17 protein-coding genes and 2 tRNA genes are annotated in these 18,620 nt (G+C 71.4%); 13 read left to right on the top strand and 6 right to left on the bottom strand.

Features of this window, described 5'->3' with window-relative positions:
• Position 1 precedes the first annotated feature (1 nt).
• Both ACGFZN_RS14325 and ACGFZN_RS14320 read left to right on the top strand, forming a co-directional pair.
• Positions 2-682 (top strand): AIM24 family protein, encoded by a 681-nt coding sequence (locus ACGFZN_RS14325; protein WP_393858743.1) that lies wholly within the window; start codon positions 2-4, stop codon positions 680-682.
• A 17-nt stretch (positions 683-699) separates the two neighbouring features.
• Entirely contained in the window at positions 700-1,455 is a 756-nt protein-coding gene (locus tag ACGFZN_RS14320; RefSeq protein WP_393858742.1) for an AIM24 family protein, read from the top strand.
• Between the two features lie 58 nt (positions 1,456-1,513).
• Here ACGFZN_RS14320 and ACGFZN_RS14315 read toward each other — a convergent pair whose 3' ends face one another.
• Both ACGFZN_RS14315 and ACGFZN_RS14310 read right to left on the bottom strand, forming a co-directional pair.
• Entirely contained in the window at positions 1,514-2,035 is a 522-nt protein-coding gene (locus ACGFZN_RS14315) for an NUDIX hydrolase (RefSeq protein WP_393858741.1), read from the bottom strand.
• Entirely contained in the window at positions 2,032-3,480 is a 1,449-nt protein-coding gene (locus tag ACGFZN_RS14310; RefSeq protein ID WP_393858740.1) for a zinc-dependent metalloprotease, read from the bottom strand. The genes ACGFZN_RS14315 and ACGFZN_RS14310 overlap by 4 nt, the downstream gene beginning before the upstream one ends.
• A gap of 192 nt (positions 3,481-3,672) precedes the next feature.
• Between ACGFZN_RS14310 and ACGFZN_RS14305 the strand changes: the two genes are divergently transcribed.
• The 4 genes from ACGFZN_RS14305 (at position 3,673) to ACGFZN_RS14290 (ending at position 6,891) form a co-directional block, all read left to right on the top strand.
• On the top strand, positions 3,673-4,794 hold the full coding sequence (locus tag ACGFZN_RS14305; protein ID WP_393858739.1) for an SDR family oxidoreductase: 1,122 nt from the start codon (positions 3,673-3,675) through the stop codon (positions 4,792-4,794).
• Between the two features lie 135 nt (positions 4,795-4,929).
• Positions 4,930-5,391, top strand: coding sequence for a molybdenum cofactor biosynthesis protein MoaE (locus tag ACGFZN_RS14300; protein ID WP_393858738.1), 462 nt, complete (start codon positions 4,930-4,932; stop codon positions 5,389-5,391).
• 178 nt (positions 5,392-5,569) lie between these two features.
• Positions 5,570-5,743, top strand: a complete 174-nt coding sequence (locus ACGFZN_RS14295; protein WP_393858737.1) for a hypothetical protein — start codon at positions 5,570-5,572, stop codon at positions 5,741-5,743.
• 50 nt (positions 5,744-5,793) lie between these two features.
• On the top strand, positions 5,794-6,891 hold the full coding sequence (locus ACGFZN_RS14290) for a PDZ domain-containing protein (RefSeq protein ID WP_393858736.1): 1,098 nt from the start codon (positions 5,794-5,796) through the stop codon (positions 6,889-6,891).
• Between the two features lie 116 nt (positions 6,892-7,007).
• Here the strand turns inward: ACGFZN_RS14290 and ACGFZN_RS14285 are convergent, their stop codons facing one another.
• Positions 7,008-7,550 (bottom strand): PPA1309 family protein, encoded by a 543-nt coding sequence (locus ACGFZN_RS14285; RefSeq protein ID WP_393858735.1) that lies wholly within the window; start codon positions 7,548-7,550, stop codon positions 7,008-7,010.
• A 163-nt stretch (positions 7,551-7,713) separates the two neighbouring features.
• Here ACGFZN_RS14285 and ACGFZN_RS14280 point away from each other — a divergent pair, with 163 nt between their 5' ends.
• From ACGFZN_RS14280 to ACGFZN_RS14255, 6 genes are all read left to right on the top strand, one after another.
• Positions 7,714-10,617: a UPF0182 family protein gene (locus ACGFZN_RS14280; RefSeq protein WP_393858985.1), complete on the top strand. Its 2,904-nt coding sequence runs from the start codon at positions 7,714-7,716 to the stop codon at positions 10,615-10,617.
• A 41-nt stretch (positions 10,618-10,658) separates the two neighbouring features.
• Positions 10,659-10,732: transfer RNA gene (locus tag ACGFZN_RS14275), tRNA-Met, on the top strand.
• Between the two features lie 203 nt (positions 10,733-10,935).
• Positions 10,936-12,747: a sel1 repeat family protein gene (locus tag ACGFZN_RS14270; protein WP_393858734.1), complete on the top strand. Its 1,812-nt coding sequence runs from the start codon at positions 10,936-10,938 to the stop codon at positions 12,745-12,747.
• 76 nt (positions 12,748-12,823) lie between these two features.
• Positions 12,824-12,897 (top strand) — tRNA-Met (locus ACGFZN_RS14265).
• 340 nt (positions 12,898-13,237) lie between these two features.
• Positions 13,238-14,518 carry a ricin-type beta-trefoil lectin domain protein gene (locus tag ACGFZN_RS14260; protein WP_393858733.1) on the top strand — a complete coding sequence of 427 codons (1,281 nt, stop codon included), beginning with the start codon at positions 13,238-13,240 and terminating at the stop codon, positions 14,516-14,518.
• A gap of 91 nt (positions 14,519-14,609) precedes the next feature.
• A complete protein-coding gene (locus ACGFZN_RS14255; RefSeq protein ID WP_393858732.1) occupies positions 14,610-15,809 on the top strand; it encodes a beta-1,3-glucanase family protein in 1,200 nt (399 codons plus the stop codon).
• 71 nt (positions 15,810-15,880) lie between these two features.
• Here the strand turns inward: ACGFZN_RS14255 and ACGFZN_RS14250 are convergent, their stop codons facing one another.
• The 3 genes from ACGFZN_RS14250 to hisN all read right to left on the bottom strand — a co-directional run bounded on the left by ACGFZN_RS14250 (position 15,881) and on the right by hisN (position 17,799).
• Positions 15,881-16,297 carry a Fur family transcriptional regulator gene (locus ACGFZN_RS14250; RefSeq protein WP_330337897.1) on the bottom strand — a complete coding sequence of 139 codons (417 nt, stop codon included), beginning with the start codon at positions 16,295-16,297 and terminating at the stop codon, positions 15,881-15,883.
• A gap of 156 nt (positions 16,298-16,453) precedes the next feature.
• Positions 16,454-16,849: a cyclic nucleotide-binding/CBS domain-containing protein gene (locus ACGFZN_RS14245; RefSeq protein ID WP_393858731.1), complete on the bottom strand. Its 396-nt coding sequence runs from the start codon at positions 16,847-16,849 to the stop codon at positions 16,454-16,456.
• A gap of 149 nt (positions 16,850-16,998) precedes the next feature.
• The gene (gene hisN, locus ACGFZN_RS14240; RefSeq protein ID WP_393858730.1) at positions 16,999-17,799 is read right to left on the bottom strand and encodes a histidinol-phosphatase; all 801 of its coding nucleotides are present in this window, start codon (positions 17,797-17,799) and stop codon (positions 16,999-17,001) included.
• A 203-nt stretch (positions 17,800-18,002) separates the two neighbouring features.
• Between hisN and ACGFZN_RS14235 the strand changes: the two genes are divergently transcribed.
• Positions 18,003-18,608, top strand: a complete 606-nt coding sequence (locus ACGFZN_RS14235; RefSeq protein WP_393858729.1) for a TetR/AcrR family transcriptional regulator — start codon at positions 18,003-18,005, stop codon at positions 18,606-18,608.
• The last annotated feature ends 12 nt before the right edge of the window (positions 18,609-18,620 follow it).

Raw genomic sequence — 18,620 nt, 5'->3', positions numbered from 1 at the left:
CATGAACCAGCCGCTCGCGGGCTTCGCCCCCGCACCCGTCACCGCCCGCATGGAGAACCACGGCAGCCACATGCTGAAGGTCGCCATGCAGACCGGAAACGACCTCCTCGCGCGCGTGGGGTCGATGGTCGCCTACGAAGGCTTCGTGCAGTACGAGCCCAACCCGCCCGCCGTCCGCCAGATCGCCCGCGACTGGATCACCGGCGAGGGCGCACCCCTGATGAAGTGCTCCGGCGACGGACTGCTCTACCTCGCCGACTACGGCGCCGACGTCGTCGTGATCAATCTCAATGGTGACGGCATCTCCGTCAACGCCACCAACCTGCTCGCCTTCGACGCCCACCTCACCTGGGGCGTGGAGCGCGTGAAGGGGCTCGCCAAGTTCGCCGGGCAGGGCCTGTGGAACACGAGGATCTCCGGGCAGGGCTGGGTCGCGCTGACCTCCCGGGGCACGCCGATCGTCGTCGACTGCGGCGGCGGCGAGGACGAGACCTACGTCGACCCGGACGCGCTCGTCGCCTGGTCGCCCAACCTCAAGGTGAAGGGCAAGCGCAGCTTCAAGGCGCAGTCGCTGATCGGCCGGGGCAGCGGCGAGGCCTACCAGATGGCCTTCTCCGGTCAGGGCATCGTCGTCGTCCAGCCCAGCGAGGACAGCACCGACCGTCTCCGGGTCCGGGGCTGAGGGGGAGTCAGAAAACCATGCAGAGCCCCCTTTTCGCGTACAACGACCTCCAGACGCAGGAGCGCTGGGCGTTGCAGAACGCGCAGCTGCTCCGGGTCACCCTGGAGGGCCACGACGACATCCTCGCCCGCAAGGGCACCATGGTCGCCTACCAGGGCCTGGTCGAGTTCGACGCCGAGTACCGCAGCAACAGCCAGGCACGCGCGCGTGCGTACACCGGCGAGGGCCTGGACCTGATGCGCTGTCACGGGCAGGGCACGGTGTACCTCGCCAACCTGGCCCAGCACGTGCACATCATGGACGTCGAACAGGACGGGCTGACCGTCGACAGCTCCTACGTCCTCGCCATGGACTCCTCGCTGCACCACGAGGTCGTCGCCGTCGACAGCCTCTACGGCATCTCCGGCTCGGGGAAGTACCAGCTGAACATCACCGGGCGGGGCAAAGTCGCCCTGATGACCTCGGGCGCGCCGCTGCTGATGCAGGTCACGCCGGACAAGTACGTCAACTGCGACGCGGACGCGATCGTCGCCTGGTCCACCGGGCTGCGCGTGCAGATGCAGGCCCAGACGCACTCCTCCGGCGTGTGGCGCCGGCGCGGCAACACCGGTGAGGGCTGGGAGCTGAGCTTCATGGGCTCCGGGTTCGCGCTGGTCCAGCCCAGCGAGCTGCTGCCGCCGCAGAACGCCGTGATCGGACAGGGCCTCGCCGCGCAGTTCGGCATGGGGCAGCACGGCGCGCGCGGGCAGAACCAGGGCAACGTCTGGAGCTGAGCGTCCAGCGAGCGAACGAAAGGGGGCGACCGCCGAGGAGGTCGCCCCCTGCGCGCGTTCAGAGCCTGGCGCGGGCCGCTTCCAGCAGGCGTACGACCGACTCGTCGGCCACGCCGGGCACCTCGTCGTAGGGGAACCAGCGCAGGTCGAGAGATTCGTCGCTGATCGCCTGGACGGCTCCGGGCGGTGCCACGGCCGCGTACTGCACGTCGAAGTGCCAGTGGCAGGGCGCCGGGATGGGGTGCCGGTCGAGCCGTACCGGGCCGCCGGGCAGCAGGGTCAGCCCGGCGACGCCCGACTCCTCGGTGGCCTCGCGCAGGGCCGCGGCCCGGAGGGAGGTGTCCTCCGGCTCGCAGTGGCCGCCCATCTGCAGCCACATCCGCAGCTTCTTGTGGAGGGTCAGCAGCACCCGCCCGCGCGAGGGGTCGATCACCAGCGCGCTCGCCGTGAGGTGCCCGGCCCCGCAGGCCTTCCACATGCCGTCCGGGTGCGCCTGCAGGTGGTCCAGGTAGGCCTGGCGCAGCTCTTCCTGGTCCCCGTACTCCTTCAGCACGAGGACCGCGTCGTCGTGGAGGCTCACTCGGCCTCGTCGCCCTCGGCCTCGCCGTCGCCCTTCTTGCGCAGGTCCGGCTTGCCCTGGTCGGGCTTGTTCGCCGCCTCGCCGAGCATCTTGTCCAGCTCGGAGAAGTCCAGCTGCTCGCGGTGGACGAAGCCGTCCGGGTCGTCCAGGTCGGTCGCCGTCGGCAGCATGTCCGGGTGGGCCCACAGGCCGTCCCGGCCGTCGACCCCGCGCGCGTCCGTGAGCGAGGCCCACAGGCGGGAGGCGTCGCGCAGCCGGCGCGGGCGCAGCTCCAGGCCGATCAGCGTGGCGAACGTCTGCTCGGCCGGGCCGCCCGTGGCCCGGCGCCGGCGCAGGGTCTCCCTCAGGGCGTCGGCGGACGCCAGGCGGGGCTTCGCGGCCGCGTGGACCACCGCGTCCACCCAGCCCTCGACGAGCGCCAGCGCGGTCTCCAGACGGGCCAGGGCGGCCTTCTGCTCGGGCGTGTCCTCCGGCTGGAACATGCCCTGCTGCAGCGCGTCCTGCAACTGTTCGGGGTTCTGCGGGTCGAACTGGCCGACCACGTCCTCCAGCTTGGCGGTGTCGACCTTGATCCCGCGCGCGTACCCGTCGACCGCGCCGAACAGGTGTGAGCGCAGCCACGGGACGTGCGCGAACAGGCGCTGGTGGGCGGCCTCGCGCAGCGCCAGATACAGCCGGACCTCCTCCTGCGGCACGCCGAGATCCTTGCCGAACGCCTCCACGTTGGCCGGGAGCAGCGCCGCCTTGCCGGCCGGGCCGAGCGGCAGGCCGATGTCGGTGGAGCCGACGACCTCGCCCGCGAGCACGCCGACGGCCTGCCCGATCTGCGTGCCGAACATGGCGCCGCCCATCGAGCGCATCATGCCGATCAGCGGGCCCGCCATGGCCTGCATCTCCTCCGGCAGGACGTCGCCCATGGCCGCGCCGACCCGCTCGGCGACCGGGTCGACCAGCTCCTGCCAGGCGGGCAGCGTCGCCTCGACCCACTCCGCGCGGGACCAGGCCACCGCCGAGCCCGCGCCCGACGGCAGGGACGTCGCGTCGTCCAGCCACAGGTCGGCCAGGCGCACGGCCTCCTCGACCGCCCTGCGGTCGGCCGGGCCCACGCTCGCGTCCTTCGAGCCGTCCTGGGCGCCCTGGGCGACCGTCTGGCGGGCGATCTGCTTGGCCATGTCCCAGTTCACCGGGCCGCCCTCGTAGGAGAGCATCTGGCCCAGCTGCTGGAACGCGGCGCCCAGATCCGTGGGGTTCAGCGATCCGAACATCGCTGCGAGCGGATTGTCGGCGCCGGGGCCGCCAAAGCCTCCGGCTCCGGGCAGGCCGCCGAAGCCGAACGGGTTGGCCGGTCCCTGCCCACCACCGCTCTGCTGGTCCTTCTTCTTGCCCTCGTCGCCGTCCTCCGGCTCCTCCGGCGGAAGGCCGAAACCGAATGGGGTGTCACTCACGGGAATCCTCGGCTGGTAAGGCCGCCGGTCTCTCTCCGGCGGCGCGGCTGCCCGACAACACCACCCAGCGTAGACACCCGGACCCGATCGGGCCTCGGTGCTTCGCCCACAGCAGGCCTGCGGCAGGATGGATGCACCTGGTACGTACGCGTCACTCGCGCTCGTACTGAAGACAACCGCTGGAGACGCCCGGTGAGTTCCCCAGATCCTCAGGTTCGCGCAGCGCGAAACGCCTCAACCCCGTCCGCGGCCCCCGGCGTGCGCGGACCCGTCGTCGCGGTCACCGGAGCCGCCCGCGGCGTCGGCGCCCAGCTCACCGAGCGGCTCGCCGCCTCCGAGGAGATCAGACAGGTCGTCGCCATCGACGAGCGGCGCGGCGACTGCGCCGACGCCACCTGGCACATCCTCGACGTGCGCGACCCCGCCATCGCGGACAAGCTGCGCGGCGCCGACGTGGTCGTCCACCTCGCGCTCGACCTCGATCTGGAGACCGATCCGGCCGCCCGCAGCGCTTACAACGTCCGGGGGACGCAGACCGTCCTGACCGCCGCGGCGGCGGCCGGCGTGCACCGGGTCGTGCTGTGCACCTCGGCGATGGTCTACGGCGCGCTGCCGGACAACGAGCTGCCCCTGTCGGAGGACGCGGAGCTGCGCGCGACCGCCGAGGCCACCGGGGTGGGCGACCTGCTGGAGATCGAGCGGCTGGCCCGGCGCGCGCCGCGCGCGCACCCGGGGCTGAACGTCACCGTCGTACGGCCCGCCGTGCTGGTCGGCGGCACGGACACCGCGCTGACCCGGTACTTCGAGTCGCCGCGCCTGCTGGTCGTCGCGGGGTCCCGGCCCGCGTGGCAGTTCTGCCACGTCGAGGACCTGTGCAGCGCCCTGGAGTACGCCGTCCTGGAGAAGGTCGACGGGGAACTCGCCGTCGGCTGCGACGGGTGGCTGGAGCAGGAGGAGGTCGAGGAGCTGAGCGGGATCCGGCGGATGGAGCTGCCGTCGGCGGTCGCGCTCGGCGCGGCCGCCCGGCTGCACCGGATCGGCCTCACCCCGTCCCCGGCGGGTGACCTGGCCTACACCATGTACCCGTGGGTGGTCAGCGGCAGCCGTCTGCACGACGCCGGGTGGCGGCCGAGGTGGACCAACGAGGAAGTGCTCGCAGAGCTGCTGGAGGAGGTCTCCGGACGGCACACGGTCGCCGGTCGGCGCCTCGGGCGCAAGGACGCCACGGCCGCCGGCGCCGCCGGCGCGACGGTGGCCCTGCTGGGCGCCGCGGCCGTCGTACGCCGGGCCCGCAAGGCCCGGCGCCGGGTGTGAGGCCGCCGCACGGCTCCGTCGCAGGGAACCCCACCCGCCGCGCGGCCGTGTCGTAGGAGACTCCGAAACCGTGCACGCGCGCGCGTGGTGAATCTCGTATTCCCCGCTGTCACAGGCGTGCGGCACGATGGGGGCATGGCACACACGAACGAGCACCCCGGTGAGCAGGCGGCGCAGGATCCCATCAAGCTGATCGCCGTCCGGGAGACCGCGCTCTCGGTGGACGAGGTGTTCCAGGCCGTCGGGGACGCCGCCGCCGGGGGCATCGCCCTGTTTGTGGGAACCGTGCGCAACCACGACGGGGGCGCGGACGTGGACGCGCTCGGCTACTCCTGCCATCCCAGCGCCGAGGCGGAGATGCGGCGCATCGCCGAGAAGGTGGCGGCCGACCATCCGGTGCGGGCGCTGGCCGCCGTGCACCGGGTGGGGGACCTGCGGGTCGGGGACCTCGCCGTGGTCGTCGCCGTCGCCTGCCCGCACCGGGCCGAGGCCTTCGACGCCTGCCGCAAGCTGATCGACGACCTCAAGCACGAGGTCCCGATCTGGAAGCACCAGAGGTTCTCCGACGGCACGGAGGAATGGGTCGGGGCCTGCTGAGGTGCGGGCCCGCTGAGTCCGGTCACGCTGCGTGCGCGGGCGGCCCGGGTGTACGTCACCTGGAGCACACGGGCGATCCCGTGTTGCGTAACCGGACCCCTCGCGTGAGCGTTGTCACTGCGGACGGTTAATCTGCTCATCAGTCAGTCGCGGACGCTCACAGCGTTGGGAGGTCGGCATGGGGGCGCTTGTCTGGCTGCTGATCCCGCTCATCGCCGCGATCGGCGGCGGGCTGTGGGGCAGTTGGGCCAACAGGACGCGCAAGGTGCGCGGTGACGGTCCCGAGCTGGACGGTTATGCCCGGTTCCGGGAGGCCATGGAGCGGTCCCACACGGGCGCCGGCAGACCGTGACGAGGGAGCCCTGAAGGTGCGCTGACAGAGGCGTCCCGTACTGTCGTGACATGCCACGCCGCACCGCGACGATGCTCGCCTCCACCCTGATGCTGATCGCGCTCCTGTGCGCGGGAGTGCTCATCCCCGCGCCGTACGCGGAGATGTCCCCCGGCCCGACCGTGAACACGCTGGCGGACCACGACGGCGAGCCGGTGCTGCAGATCTCCGGGCACAGGACCTACCCGACCGACGGCAACCTGAACATGACCACGGTCCGGGTGACCAGCGCGGACTTCCGCATGAACCTGGTGGAGGCGGTCTACGGCTGGCTCGACCACGACACCAAGGTCGTGCCGCACGACACGCTCTACCCGGACGGCAAGACCGAGCAGCAGTCCACGCAGGAGAACGCCGAGGAGTTCAGCCAGTCCCAGGAGAGCGCCAAGGTCGCCGCGCTGAAGCAGCTGGGCATCCCGGTGAAGTCGTGGGTGATCGTCTCCACCGTCGTCAAGGGCACCCCGGCCGAGGGCCGGCTGCATGCCGGTGACGTGATCAAGGCCGTCGACGGCACGGCCGTCAAACAGCCCACCGACGTCGCCAAGCTGGTCACCAAGCACGAGCCCGGACAGAAGGTCGTCTTCACCGTCGTCCCCGCCAAGGACCAGGCCGCCGCCGTGAAGGCGCACAAGACGGCGACCGCGACCCGGGACGTCACCCTCACCACGAAGACGTCCGACGACACCGGGCCCAAGCGGGCCATCGTCGGGATCTCCGCCGGGACCGACCACACCTTCCCGTTCACCATCGACATCAAGCTCGCCGACGTCGGCGGCCCCAGCGCCGGGTTGATGTTCGCCCTCGGCATCTACGACAAGCTCACCCCGGGCAGCCTGACCGGCGGCAAGTTCGTCGCCGGCACCGGCACCATCGACGACAACGGCACCGTCGGCCCGATCGGCGGCGTCGAGATGAAGACCGTCGGCGCGCGCGCCAAGGGCGCCCAGTACTTCCTGACGCCGGCCGACAACTGCGCGGCCGCCGCCAAGGACACCCCGAGCGGGCTCCGGCTGGTGAAGGTCAAGACGATCAAGGACGCGCTGGACGCGCTGAAGGACATCCGCACCGGGAACACCGCGGCGCTGCCGCAGTGCACCACCGAGGGCTGACCGGCACGCACGCGCGGCCCGGCGGGGACGGGAACGCTCCGTCGGCCGGCACCCGGCACGGCTGGGGGCGCCCCATGAGCACGAGGGGCGCCCCCATCGCCGTACCGCGTGAGGACTCAGTCCTCGAAGGTCGCCGTCAGGGCCTCGGCCAGCCCGGGCACCAGGTCCGGGCCGGTCAGGACCTCCGTCGGGGAGTCCTTCTCACGCAGCCGCAGCGCCGAGTCGCGGCTGCCGTCGCGCAGCACCGCGACCGTCATGCGCACCTCCTGGCGCTCGGGGTGCTCGGCCACCCACTTGGTCAGCTGGGCCTCGCTCAGGTCCTTCGGGACCTGCGCCTCGGCGGACGGCGGCAGCATCAGCCGCTCCACCGAGAGTGCGCAGCCGGTCACCGCGTCGGGCCAGGCGATGGTGCCGAGGAACTCGTCCAGCGGCTTGCCGGCCGGGATCTCGTCCTGCTCGATCGGGGTGAGACCGGCGGACGCGGACTCGTCCTCGAGACCCAGCTGGGCCGCGAGCGCGGGTTCCTGGGCCCGCAGCCGTGCGGTGTCGACAAGGGCGAAGAGGCGGGCGGGCTGGTCCCAGCCGAGGCCGGAGACGTACTCGTCGATCTCGAGTACGGCCCGGGTGAGGGGGCTCGCTGCCATGGGAGTGTTGGACATGGTCACAATCCTGCCTCGTTCAGGGCCGGAATCGGGAACCGAGCAAACCGTGAGTAAGTTGCATAGGTGTGGGTCCGCGATCACGGGGGGCCACGGCCGGCCCGCGACCAGTCGGGCCTGACGGATCGACAGCGACTTCGAGGTGCGCACCTTGGCTTTCCAGATGCCGGACCGCGGCGGAGGCCCGACGGGGCCACGGATCAGAGCGGGCCGCCCGTCCCGGGGGGTACGGACCCTGCTCATGACACTGGGCGTCCTGGCCGTCCTCGGCATGGCGTTCACCATGTTCGCGGGCTTCTGGACGGACTGGCTGTGGTACCGGTCGGTGCACTACTCGTCCGTGTTCACGACCACGCTGTGGACCAAGATCGGCCTCTTCTTCGTCTTCGGCCTGCTGATGGCGGTCGCCGTGGGGGTCAACATCTGGCTCGCGCACCGCCTGCGGCCCCCGCTCAGCGCCATGTCCATGGAGCAGCAGAGCCTCGACCGCTACCGGATGGGCATCGCGCCGTACAAGAAGTGGCTGCTGCTCGCCGTCACTGCGCTCGTCGGGCTGATCGCCGGCGCCTCCGCGGCCGGCCAGTGGCGGACCTGGCTGATGTGGGTCAACGGCGTGCCCTTCCACCAGAAGGACCCCCAGTTCCACCTCGACGTCTCCTTCTACGCCTTCGACCTGCCCTGGTACCGCTTCCTGCTCGGCTTCGGCTTCGCCGCCGCCGTCCTGTGCCTGATCGCCGCCGCGCTCACGCACTATCTGTACGGCGGGCTGCGCGTCACCAGCCCCGGCGCGCGGGCCACCGCCGCCGCGACCGGGCACCTGTCCGTGCTGCTCGGCGTCTTCGTCGCCCTCAAGGCCGTCGCCTACTGGCTCGACCGGTACGGCCTGGCCGTGAAGTCCAGCGACTTCAAGGCGACCGGCCAGTGGACCGGCCTGCGCTACGTCGACGCCAACGCCTATCTGCCGGCGAAGACGATCCTGTTCTGCATCGCCGTCATCTGCGCGCTGCTGTTCTTCGCCACGCTGTGGCGGCGCACCTGGCAGCTGCCGGTGATCGGCTTCGGCCTGATGGTCCTCTCCGCGATCCTGATCGGCGGGCTGTACCCGGCGATCGTGCAGAAGTTCCAGGTCGAGCCCAACGAGCAGGCGAAGGAAGCGCCGTACGTCCAGAAGAACCTCACGGCGACCCGCGCGGCGTACGGCATCGACGACACCAAGGTCACCGAGTACGACGGCAAGTCCACGACCACGGACAAGGCCAGGCTGCGAGCCGACGCGGACGACGCGGCCAGCATCCGCATCATGGACCCGAACATCGTCTCGCCGACGTTCCAGCAGGCGCAGCAGATGAAGAAGTACTACGCCTTCCCGACCAACCTGGACGTCGACCGGTACCCCGCGAAGGACAGCGGCGGCGGGGAGCAGGACACGGTCATCGGGCTGCGCGAGCTGAACCTGGACGGCGTCCCGAGCAACAACTGGATCAACGACCACTTCCGCTACACGCACGGCTACGGCGTGGTCGCCGCCAAGGGCACCGAGGCGGACGACCAGGGCCAGCCGGTCTTCACCGAGTCCAGCCTGCCGTCCAAGGGCGACCTCGGCAGCTACGAGCAGGCGGTCTACTACGGCGAGAAGACCACCACCTACTCGATCGTCGGCGGACCGCAGAAGGAGGTCGACTACTCGAAGGACGACGGCACCGAGAAGACCACCAGGTACACCGGCAAGAGCGGCGTCAACCTCGACAACCCGCTCAACCGGGCCGCGTACGCGGTGGCGTTCGACGAGCCGCAGATCCTCTACTCCGGCGCGATCGGCAAGGGTTCGCGGATCCTGTACAACCGCACGCCCAAGGAGCGCGTCGAGGCGGTCGCCCCCTGGCTGACCATCGACGGCGACGCGTATCCGGCGGTCGTGGACGGCCACATCCAGTGGATCGTCGACGCCTACACGACGTCGAACGGCTACCCCTACTCCTCCCGCACGACCCTGGGCGACACCACGGCCGACTCGCTGACCGCCGCCAACAACAACCGCGCGGTGGTGGCCCAGCAGAACCAGGTCAACTACATCCGCAACTCGGTGAAGGCGACCGTCGACGCGTACACCGGTGAGGTCAAGCTGTACCAGTGGGACACCCAGGACCCGGTGCTGAAGACCTGGATGAAGGCGTTCCCGGGCACGGTGCGGCCGAAGAGCGCCATCTCGACGGACCTGCTGGCCCATCTGCGCTATCCACAGGACCTGTTCAAGGTCCAGCGCGAGCTGCTCACCCGCTACCACGTCACGGACGCACAGACGTTCCTCACCGGCAGCGAGGTCTGGCAGGTGCCCGACGACCCGACCAACGACTCGGGCAGCGCGGTGCCGCCGTACTACCTGAGCATGAAGATGCCGGACCAGAAGGCGCGGGCGTTCTCCCTGACGACGACGTTCACGCCGAACGGCCGGGACAACCTCAGCGCGTTCATGGCGGTCGACTCCGAAGCGGGCACAGGCGACTACGGCAAGATCAGAATCCTGAAACTGCCGGCCAGCACGACGGCCGACGGCCCGCGGCAGGTGCAGAGCCAGTTCAACTCCCGCCCGGACATCGCCGAGACGATCAGTCTGCTCACCCGCGGGCACTCCAAGGTCGAGTACGGCAATCTGCTCACCGTGCCGCTCGACGGCGGACTGCTGTACGCGGAACCGGTCTACGTCCTCGGCGGCAACAAGCTGAAGTACCCCTTGCTGGGCAAGGTGCTGGTCACCTACAACGGCAAGACGGCGTTCGAGGACACCCTCGACGAGGCGCTCAACAAGGTGTTCGGCGTGGCGGGTTCGACCACTCCGCCACCGGACACCGGCACCACCAGACCGCCGTCGTCCGCCAACCCGTCCGTCCAACAGGCCCTGTCCGACGCCCAGAAGGCCTTCGACGCGGGCCAGCAGGCCCTGAAGGATCCGAACGGCCCGGACTGGACCGCGTACGACAAGGCCCAGAAGGACCTGAAGGCCGCGCTGAAACGGGCCGCGGACGCGGAGGCCAAGGCCGGCAGGAACGGGACCGGGAAAAAGAGTTGATCAAGAGTCCCCCGCGCCGTGATACGGTTGACAGGCAACGGCGCGGGGTGGAGCAGCTCGGTAGCTCGCTGGGCTCATAACCCAGAGGTCGCAGGTTCAAATCCTGTCCCCGCTACTGCGATCGAAGGCCCGGATCCATGGGATCCGGGCCTTCGTGGTGTGCGAACTCATGTGCTGAGGGGAGGGACGGCCGCGCCGCCGTGGGGAGTTGACCGGTCTGTGTTTGACTTGTCGTCCTGTGGGCATGTCGACAAAACGCTGAAGTGACCTCACGGGCTGCGGTATACCGGGTGTACCAAGGTTGCAGGTGGTGCGACGATGGACGTTATGGGGGACAAGGCAACTCTGTTCGAGTCAGGGCGATTTGTGCAGCCTTCCGGCGAGGAGCCCACCCGCGACGAGCTGAGCGAGATGGGGGACGCCGCGGAGGAGGTGCGCCTCGGGCTGGCCGCGCAGGGCGGCGACGCCGAGGCGGCGAGCGTCCTCGGAGCCCTGCTGCTGCGCCGCGGCGACCTCGACGGAGCCGAACCCCATCTGCGCGCCGCCACCGCGGCCGGTGACCGGGCGGCCGCCAACAACCTGGGCGTCCTGCTGCACCAGCGCGGCTACCCCGAGGAGGCCGCCGGCTGGTGGCGCATCGCCGCCGTCGCCGGGTCCGCGGCCGCCGCGCACGCACTCGGCCGCTACCACCGTGAGCGCGGGGACGAACCCGCCGCCGAGTACTGGCTGCGCCAGTCCGCCGAGCAGGGCCATGTCCTCGGCGCGTACGCGCTCGCCGACCTGCTGGAGCACCGCGGGGACGTCGGCGCCGAGCACTGGATGCGGGCCGCGGCCGAGCGCGGGCACCGCGAGGCCGCCTACCGGCTGGCCCGCGCACTCGACCGGCGGGCCGGACGCGAGGACGGCTCCGCGGCCGACAACGCTGTCGCCGAGGCCGAGCAGTGGTACCGGCAGGCCGCCGCGCGCGGCCACCGGCGGGCCGCGCTGCACCTCGGCGCGATCCTGGAGAAGCGCGGCGAGCTGAAGGAGGCCGGGCGCTGGTACCTGACCTCCGCCAAGGACGGCGAGCCCCGGGCCGCCTGCGCGCTGGGCTTCCTGCTGCGCGACGCCGGGGACACCGAGAGCGCGGCCGTGTGGTGGCTGCGCGCCGCCCAGGAGGGCGACGGGAACGCGGCCAACGCGCTCGGCGCGCTGCACGCCGAGCGCGGCGAGACGCAGACCGCCGAGCGCTGGTACCGGGCCGCGCTGGACGCCGGCGACGACAACGGCGCGTACAACCTCGGGCTGCTCTGCGCCGAGCAGGGGCGCACCGCGCAGGCCGAGCAGTGGTACCGGCGGGCCGCCTACGCGGGCCACCGGGAGGCCGCGAACGCGCTCGCCATCCTGCTGCTCCAGGGCGGCGACGCGACCGGCGCCGAGCCCTGGTTCTCCAAGGCGGCCGAGGCGGGGAGCGTCGACGCGGCGTTCAACCTGGGCATCCTCTACGCCGGCCGCGGCGAGGAGGCCACGGCGCTGTGCTGGTACGAGCGGGCCGCCGCCGCCGGCCACACCGAGGCCGCGCTGCAGGTCGGGATCGCCCGGCTGCGCGAGGGCGAGGAGCAGGAGGCCGAGCGGCATCTGCGGTGCGCGGCGGGCGGGGGCAGCGCGGAGGCGGCGTACCGGCTGGCGGCGCTGCTGGACGCGCGGCGGCCGCCGGAGCCGGCGCACGAGCTGGGCGAGATCGTGCACGAGAAGACCGAGTGCGAGGAGTGGTACGAGCGGGCGGCGTCCCAGGGGCACCGGCGGGCCCAGGTGCGGGTCGGGATGCTCGCGGCGGCGCGGGGCGACGTGGTCGAGGCGGCGCGGTGGTACCGGGCGGCGGCGGAGGCCGGGTCGCGCAACGGCGCCTTCAACCTCGGGCTGCTGCTGGCACGGGAGGGCAGCGAGCCGGAGGCGGCGGTGTGGTGGGCGCGGGCCGCGGACGCCGGGCACGGACGGGCGGCGCTGCGGCTGGCCCTCGTCTACGCGCGTCGGGGAGAGCTGGCGGAGGGGCAGCGCTGGGCCGACCGCGCCGTCGAGCTGGGTCCCGCGGAGGTCGCGGAGCGGGCGGGGCGGCTCCGGGACGCGCTGCGGGAGGAGCTTTCGGCCTGAGCACGTGAGCCCTGCCACGTCACCGGTATCCGATTTGCTTCCACCGACCCCCCTCACGTAATGTCGTGTTCACCGACGCGGGGTGGAGCAGCTCGGTAGCTCGCTGGGCTCATAACCCAGAGGTCGCAGGTTCAAATCCTGTCCCCGCTACTGAACGCCGAGGGCCGGAATCCAGAGATGGGTTCCGGCCCTCGGCGTGTGTGCGTGTCCGGGCCCTTCGCGGCCCCCTGGCGCCTTAAGTGAGCTTTAAACAAGTCTTAAACCTCTTTCGGGCTCGCTCTATTATCCAAGGTAACAGCAGGTCAGAGCCCATTTGGAGATATCGCGTTCCGCTTGGCAGAGGTGCCGGTCGTGCGTATCGTCTGGCTTCGCCGACGGCCGTCCGCCGCAGTCAGAGAGCGCTCTCAGAACGTGTCTGCCCGCGCACTCAGCGCAGCGCCCGGTGCCGGCCGCGGAAATCCCCCACGACGACGACAAGGTGAATGCCCCCATGGCTGCTCATCGCGCCCGCAGATGGTCGTTAGGAGGGCTGGCGGTCCTGCTGTCCGCCGCCCTCGCCGGCGCCGTCCTCATCAGCACCTCCGACTCGGCGACCAACCGCGCGAACGCCGCCACCACCATGACGTGGTCCGACGACTTCGACGGAGCCGCGGGCAGCGCGCCCAGCGCGTCGAAGTGGACCCTGGAGACGGGCGGCGGCGGCAACGGCAATCACGAGCTGCAGTACTACACGAACAGCACGGACAACGCCGCCCTCGACGGCAACGGCCACCTGGTCATCACCGCCCGCAAGAACACGGACCCCGGACTGCGGTGCTGGTACGGCACCTGCCAGTACACCTCGGCACGACTGAACACGGCACGCACCTTCACGCAGAAGTACGGCCACTTCGAGTCCCGCATCAAGATCCCGCGGGGCCAGGGCGTGTGGCCGGCGTTCTGGATGCTCGGTGACGACCTCGGCAGCGCGGGCTGGCCCAACAGCGGCGAGATCGACGTCATGGAGAACGTCGGCAAGGAGCCCGGCACCGTCCACGGCACGATCCACGGCCCGGGTTACTCCGGTTCGGGCGGCCTCGGCGCCGCGTACACCCTCCCCAACGGCAAGTCCTTCGCCGACGACTTCCACGTCTTCGCCGTCGACTGGAGCCCGTCCGCGATCACCTGGTCCGTCGACGGCCAGGTCTACGAGACCCGCACCCCCGCCGACGCGGGCGGCAACAAGTGGGTCTTCGACCACCCGTTCTTCATCATCCTCAACTTCGCGGTCGGCGGCGACTGGCCCGGCAGCCCCGACTCCGGCACCTCCTTCCCGCAGACGATGACCGTCGACTACGTCCACGTCACCACCTCGGACCCCGGCACCGGCACCGGTTCCGGCGGCACCACCCGCACCGGCGCCATCAAGGGAATCGGCGGCATGTGCGTGGACGTCGCAGGGGCCGGCACCGCCGACGGCACCCCGGTCCAGCTGCACGACTGCACCGGCAACGACGCCCAGAAGTGGACGCCCGGCGGCGACGGCACCGTGCGCGCGCTGGGCAAGTGCCTGGACGTACAAGGCGGTTCGCACGACGACGGCGCCGCCGTGCAGCTCTACACCTGCAACGGCACCGAGGCCCAGCAGTGGACCTACACCGCTGCCCGCGACCTGACCAACCGCGGCGCCGACAAGTGCCTCGACGCCAAGGACGGCTCCTCCGCCGACGGAACCCGTCTGCAGATCTGGACCTGTTCGGGCAATCCCAACCAGAAGTGGTCCTTCGGCTGAGCCTCCCCCGCCGAAGCGCCCCACCCCCCACACGTCCCCACGAGCGGCCCGGCTCCCTCCCCAGGCGCCGGGCCCCGAAGGAGCACCCCTCATGGCACCTCGCCACCAGCGCAGCCTCACCCGCCGCAAGATGCTGTTCGCCCTCGGCGGCGCGGCCGTCGCCGTCCCGGCGACAGCCTCCCTCGCCCCGTACGCCCTCGCCGGCCAGAGCTCGGGCCCGGCGACCGCGGCGAGCGGCTCCCTCCCGGTCACCGTGGTCAACAACAGCGGGTCGTTCGGCAACGGCTCGGTGCACCTGTACGTCGTCGGCAACGCCGACGGCAAGCAGGTGCGGCTCACCCCGGACGGCACCGTCGCCCCCGTCGCGCTCTCGGACAACGGCGCCGACGGCTTCACCGACTACGCGATCCCGCTCGCGAGCAGCGGCGAGACCAAGCTGTCCCTGCCCTACATGTCGGGCCGCATCTACGTCTCACTCGGCCAGAAGCTCAAGTTCAAGGTCGTGACCGACGGCAACGGCAACGCCGCTCTGCAGTACCCGGCCGGCTGGGTCACGTCGGACCCCAACTACGGCATCCTGCACGACTGCGCCGAGTTCACCCACAACGCGTCCGGCATGTTCTGCAACACCACGATGGTGGACATGTTCAGCGTCCCGATGAGTCTGCGCCTCACCGGCGACAAGGACCAGACGACGGGCGCCCTGCGCGACGGCGGCCGCGCCGCGGCCTTCGCGGCGGTCAAGAAGGTGGCCGAGTTCGCCCCTCTGGTCGTGGACGACACGCGGATCATCGCCCCCGGCCACGGCCTGGACGCGGGCATCTTCCCCAAGGACTACTTCGCCTCGTACATCGACGAGGTGTGGAGCACCTACACCGGCAAGGACCTCAAGGTGACCACGAACGCGGGCACGTTCACCGGCCGCGTCCGCGGCGAGCGCCTCACCTTCGACGGCCCGGCGTCGGTGTCCTTCGCCAAGCCCTCCACCCGTGACGTCCTGTTCTGCGACGGCAACCTCGCCGCCCCCAACGACGGCACCACCGGACCGGTGGCGGCGGTCCTGGGTGCGGCGTTCAACCGCTCCACCCTCGTCAGCAACCCCGCGCAGCCCACCACCGACCCGGCGACGTTCTACCAGGCGGCCCTGACCAACCACTACGCGCGGGCCGTGCACGCGGCCACCGTCGACGGCAGGGCCTACGGCTTCGCCTTCGACGACGTGGCGGACTTCGCCTCCTACATCCAGGACACGAATCCCTCGGCCCTCACCCTCACCCTGACGGCGTTCTGAGGGACGCCGGCCCACGGCGGAAGGGCACCGCACTCGGGGAGTGCGGTGCCCTTCCGGTGGGTCGTGAGAGGTTACGCGGCGGCGCAGTCCGGGCACAGGCCGCGGTACGTCACCTCGACGTCCGACACCGTGAAGCCGAAGCGCTCCGTGTCGGGGAGGTCGGCGAGCGGGTTGCCCGTCGGGTGGACGTCGCGGATCGCGCCGCAGTGGGCGCAGACCAGGTGGTGGTGCGGCCGGTGCGCGTTCGGGTCGTAGCGCTTGGCGCGCTTGTCCGTCGTGACCTCCAGCACCTCGCCGAGCGAGACCAGCTCACCCAGCGTGTTGTACACGGTCGCCCGGGAGATCTCCGGCAGCTTCGCGACAGCCCGCGCGTGGACCTCGTCGGCCGTCAGATGGACGTGCTCGCCGTCGAGGACCTCGGCCACGACGCGTCGCTGCGCGGTCATCCGCCATCCGCGTCCACGCAGCCGTTCCAGAAGGTCGCTCATGGCTACCAGCCTAACAGCAGGCGGGACCAGGATGGGAACAGGTGTGATATTGGATCCGCAATGGACTTAGAGCGTGTCCAAGGTAGGATCTTGGTGCCGAGAAACGGCTGCCGGGCCGGACCCCACGGTGCTCGGGGTCCGGCCCGTTCCGCATGCTCAGAGCACCGGCGCCGGCTCGCGGGCCGGGCTCCAGCAGCGGATGATGTCGCGCACCGAGACGATGCCGGCGACCTCGCCGCGGTCGAGGACGATCAGGTGCCGGAAGCCGCCGTGGGTCATGGCGCGGGCGGCCTGCTCCAGGGTCCAGGTCGGGGCGGCGAAGACGACGTCGGTGGTGGTGTGGGCCGAGGTGTGTTCGGTGTCCGGGTTCTGGCCGAGGCCGACGGAGTTGAGGATGTCGCGTTCGGTGAGGATGCCGATGCCGCCGGCGTCCGGGTCGTGGACGACGGCTGCGCCGACGCGGCGGGCGGACATCAGGTTCGCCGCCTGGCGGAGTGTGTGGGCGGGGCCGACGGTGAGGATCACCGTGCTCATGGCGTCGCGGACGAGCATGGGTGGGGCCACCTCCTAGGAATCCGTGAAGCTCGTTCAAGGATTCACAAGTTCACAAGTGGGGGTGGGCCCAGACTGCCAGGTAAAGCAGGGGTCAACAAGAGGGCGCGCGTGGTGAGTTGAGGGCGTGCCCGGGTTCCTCTCGTGGCTCAGTGGCGCTGGTTGAGATACCCCAGCAACTCGTCGTGCAGCAGGCCGTTGGATGCGGCGGCGTTGCCGCTGTGCGGTCCCGGGCGGCCGTCGAGGCCGGTGAAGACGCCGCCGGCCTCCGTGACGATGATCGCGTTCGCGGCCATGTCCCACAGCGACAGCTCCGGCTCCGCGCAGATGTCCACGGATCCCTCGGCGACCATCATGTACGGCCAGAAGTCGCCGTACGCGCGCGTGCGCCACACCTGGCGGGTCAGGTCCAGGAACCCGCCGAGGCGGCCCTGCTCCTCCCAGCCGGAGAGGGAGGAGTACGCGAACGAGGCGTCCGCGAGCCTGCCGACGCCGGAGACACGCAGGCGGCTCGCGGAGGTCAGACTGCGGCCGGTGAAGGCGCCGTGCCCCTTCGCGGCCCACCAGCGGCGGCCGAGCGCGGGCGCGGAGACGAGCCCGACGACGGGCTGGTAGCCGCCCTCCGCCGCCTCCATCAGGGAGATGAGCGTCGCCCAGACCGGGACGCCGCGGACGTAGTTCTTGGTGCCGTCGATGGGGTCGATCACCCAGCGGCGCGGGCCGGAGCCCTCCACGCCGTACTCCTCGCCGAGGACCGCGTCCCTCGGGCGGGCGCGCTGGAGCTGGCCGCGGATCAGTTCTTCCGCCGCCTTGTCCGCCTCGCTCACCGGCGTCATGTCCGGCTTGGTCTCGACCTTCAGGTCGAGCGCCTTGAAGCGGTCCATGGTGGCGGCGTCGGCGGCGTCCGCGAGGACGTGGGCGAGACGCAGGTCGTCGAGGTAGTCCGGCATGAAGGGAACGGTATCCGCCATGCTCGGCACGGGGCCACCAGGGCGGGCGCGGCGTGGCGGCCCCGTGCCCCGGGCGGGGGCACGTGAGGCGCGCGCGGACACCGGGCCCGCCGCCGTACGGCCGACAACCCTCCCGAACCCTTGACAGTGCATACAAGCGCGTCAAATCTGGGCGCAGAGCCGCTCCGCCCAGGGAGGCGACGATGCCTGCTGCCCGGGATTCCCTACTGGACGCCGCCTACACGGCGCTCGCGCGCCGGCCCTGGTCCGCGGTGCGGATGGTCGACGTGGCGGCGACGGCGGGGGTGTCCCGGCAGACCCTCTACAACGAGTTCGGCAGCAAGGACGGGCTGGCCCGGGCGCTGGTGCGGCGGGAGGCGGACGGCTACCTCGCCGGAGTGGAGCGGGCGCTGGCCGGTCCGGGCGAGCCCACCGCGCGGCTCACCGCCGTCGCCGAGTGGACCGGCTCCGCCGCTTGGGACAACCCGCTGGTACGGGCCCTGCTCACCGGCTGCTGGAGCGAACGGCTGCCCGCCCCGCCGCTCGCCGCCGTGCAGTCGGTCTCGTCGGTGCCGGCGCAGCGCCGCGCGGACGGGCCGCTGCCGACGCCCCACGACCTCGTGCGGATCGTCCGGGACCGCGCGGTCGGCGCCCTCGCGGGTCCCGGCACCACCCCCGCCGACGCCGCCGAGCTGGCCCGCTCCTGCGAGCTGGCGGTGCGCCTCGCCCTGTCCTGCGTCGCGGCGCCCCCGGCGGAGGGCGGCATGGCGGACCTGATCCGCGCGGTCGCCCCGCGCCAGACGGTGTGATCCTCTCCGCAC

It is taken from the genome of Streptomyces sp. NPDC048192 (genome assembly GCF_043202415.1).
Lineage (GTDB): Bacteria > Actinomycetota > Actinomycetes > Streptomycetales > Streptomycetaceae > Streptomyces.
Note: the sequence above shows the minus strand (reverse complement) of the source record. Positions and strands in the feature narration are given on the sequence as shown.

Bases quoted from the DNA above. Each gene is read 5' to 3' on its own strand.
- ACGFZN_RS14325 (WP_393858743.1), top strand. From the start codon at position 2: ATGAACCAGCCGCTCGCGGGCTTCGCCCCCGCACCCGTCACCGCCCGC.
- ACGFZN_RS14320 (WP_393858742.1), top strand. From the start codon at position 700: ATGCAGAGCCCCCTTTTCGCGTACAACGACCTCCAGACGCAGGAGCGC.
- ACGFZN_RS14300 (WP_393858738.1), top strand. From the start codon at position 4,930: ATGGCACACACGAACGAGCACCCCGGTGAGCAGGCGGCGCAGGATCCC.
- ACGFZN_RS14295 (WP_393858737.1), top strand. From the start codon at position 5,570: ATGGGGGCGCTTGTCTGGCTGCTGATCCCGCTCATCGCCGCGATCGGC.
- ACGFZN_RS14290 (WP_393858736.1), top strand. From the start codon at position 5,794: ATGCCACGCCGCACCGCGACGATGCTCGCCTCCACCCTGATGCTGATC.
- ACGFZN_RS14285 (WP_393858735.1), bottom strand. From the start codon at position 7,550: ATGTCCAACACTCCCATGGCAGCGAGCCCCCTCACCCGGGCCGTACTC.
- ACGFZN_RS14280 (WP_393858985.1), top strand. From the start codon at position 7,714: ATGCCGGACCGCGGCGGAGGCCCGACGGGGCCACGGATCAGAGCGGGC.
- ACGFZN_RS14270 (WP_393858734.1), top strand. From the start codon at position 10,936: ATGGACGTTATGGGGGACAAGGCAACTCTGTTCGAGTCAGGGCGATTT.
- ACGFZN_RS14260 (WP_393858733.1), top strand. From the start codon at position 13,238: ATGGCTGCTCATCGCGCCCGCAGATGGTCGTTAGGAGGGCTGGCGGTC.
- ACGFZN_RS14255 (WP_393858732.1), top strand. From the start codon at position 14,610: ATGGCACCTCGCCACCAGCGCAGCCTCACCCGCCGCAAGATGCTGTTC.
- ACGFZN_RS14250 (WP_330337897.1), bottom strand. From the start codon at position 16,297: ATGAGCGACCTTCTGGAACGGCTGCGTGGACGCGGATGGCGGATGACC.
- ACGFZN_RS14245 (WP_393858731.1), bottom strand. From the start codon at position 16,849: ATGCTCGTCCGCGACGCCATGAGCACGGTGATCCTCACCGTCGGCCCC.
- hisN (WP_393858730.1), bottom strand. From the start codon at position 17,799: ATGCCGGACTACCTCGACGACCTGCGTCTCGCCCACGTCCTCGCGGAC.
- ACGFZN_RS14235 (WP_393858729.1), top strand. From the start codon at position 18,003: ATGCCTGCTGCCCGGGATTCCCTACTGGACGCCGCCTACACGGCGCTC.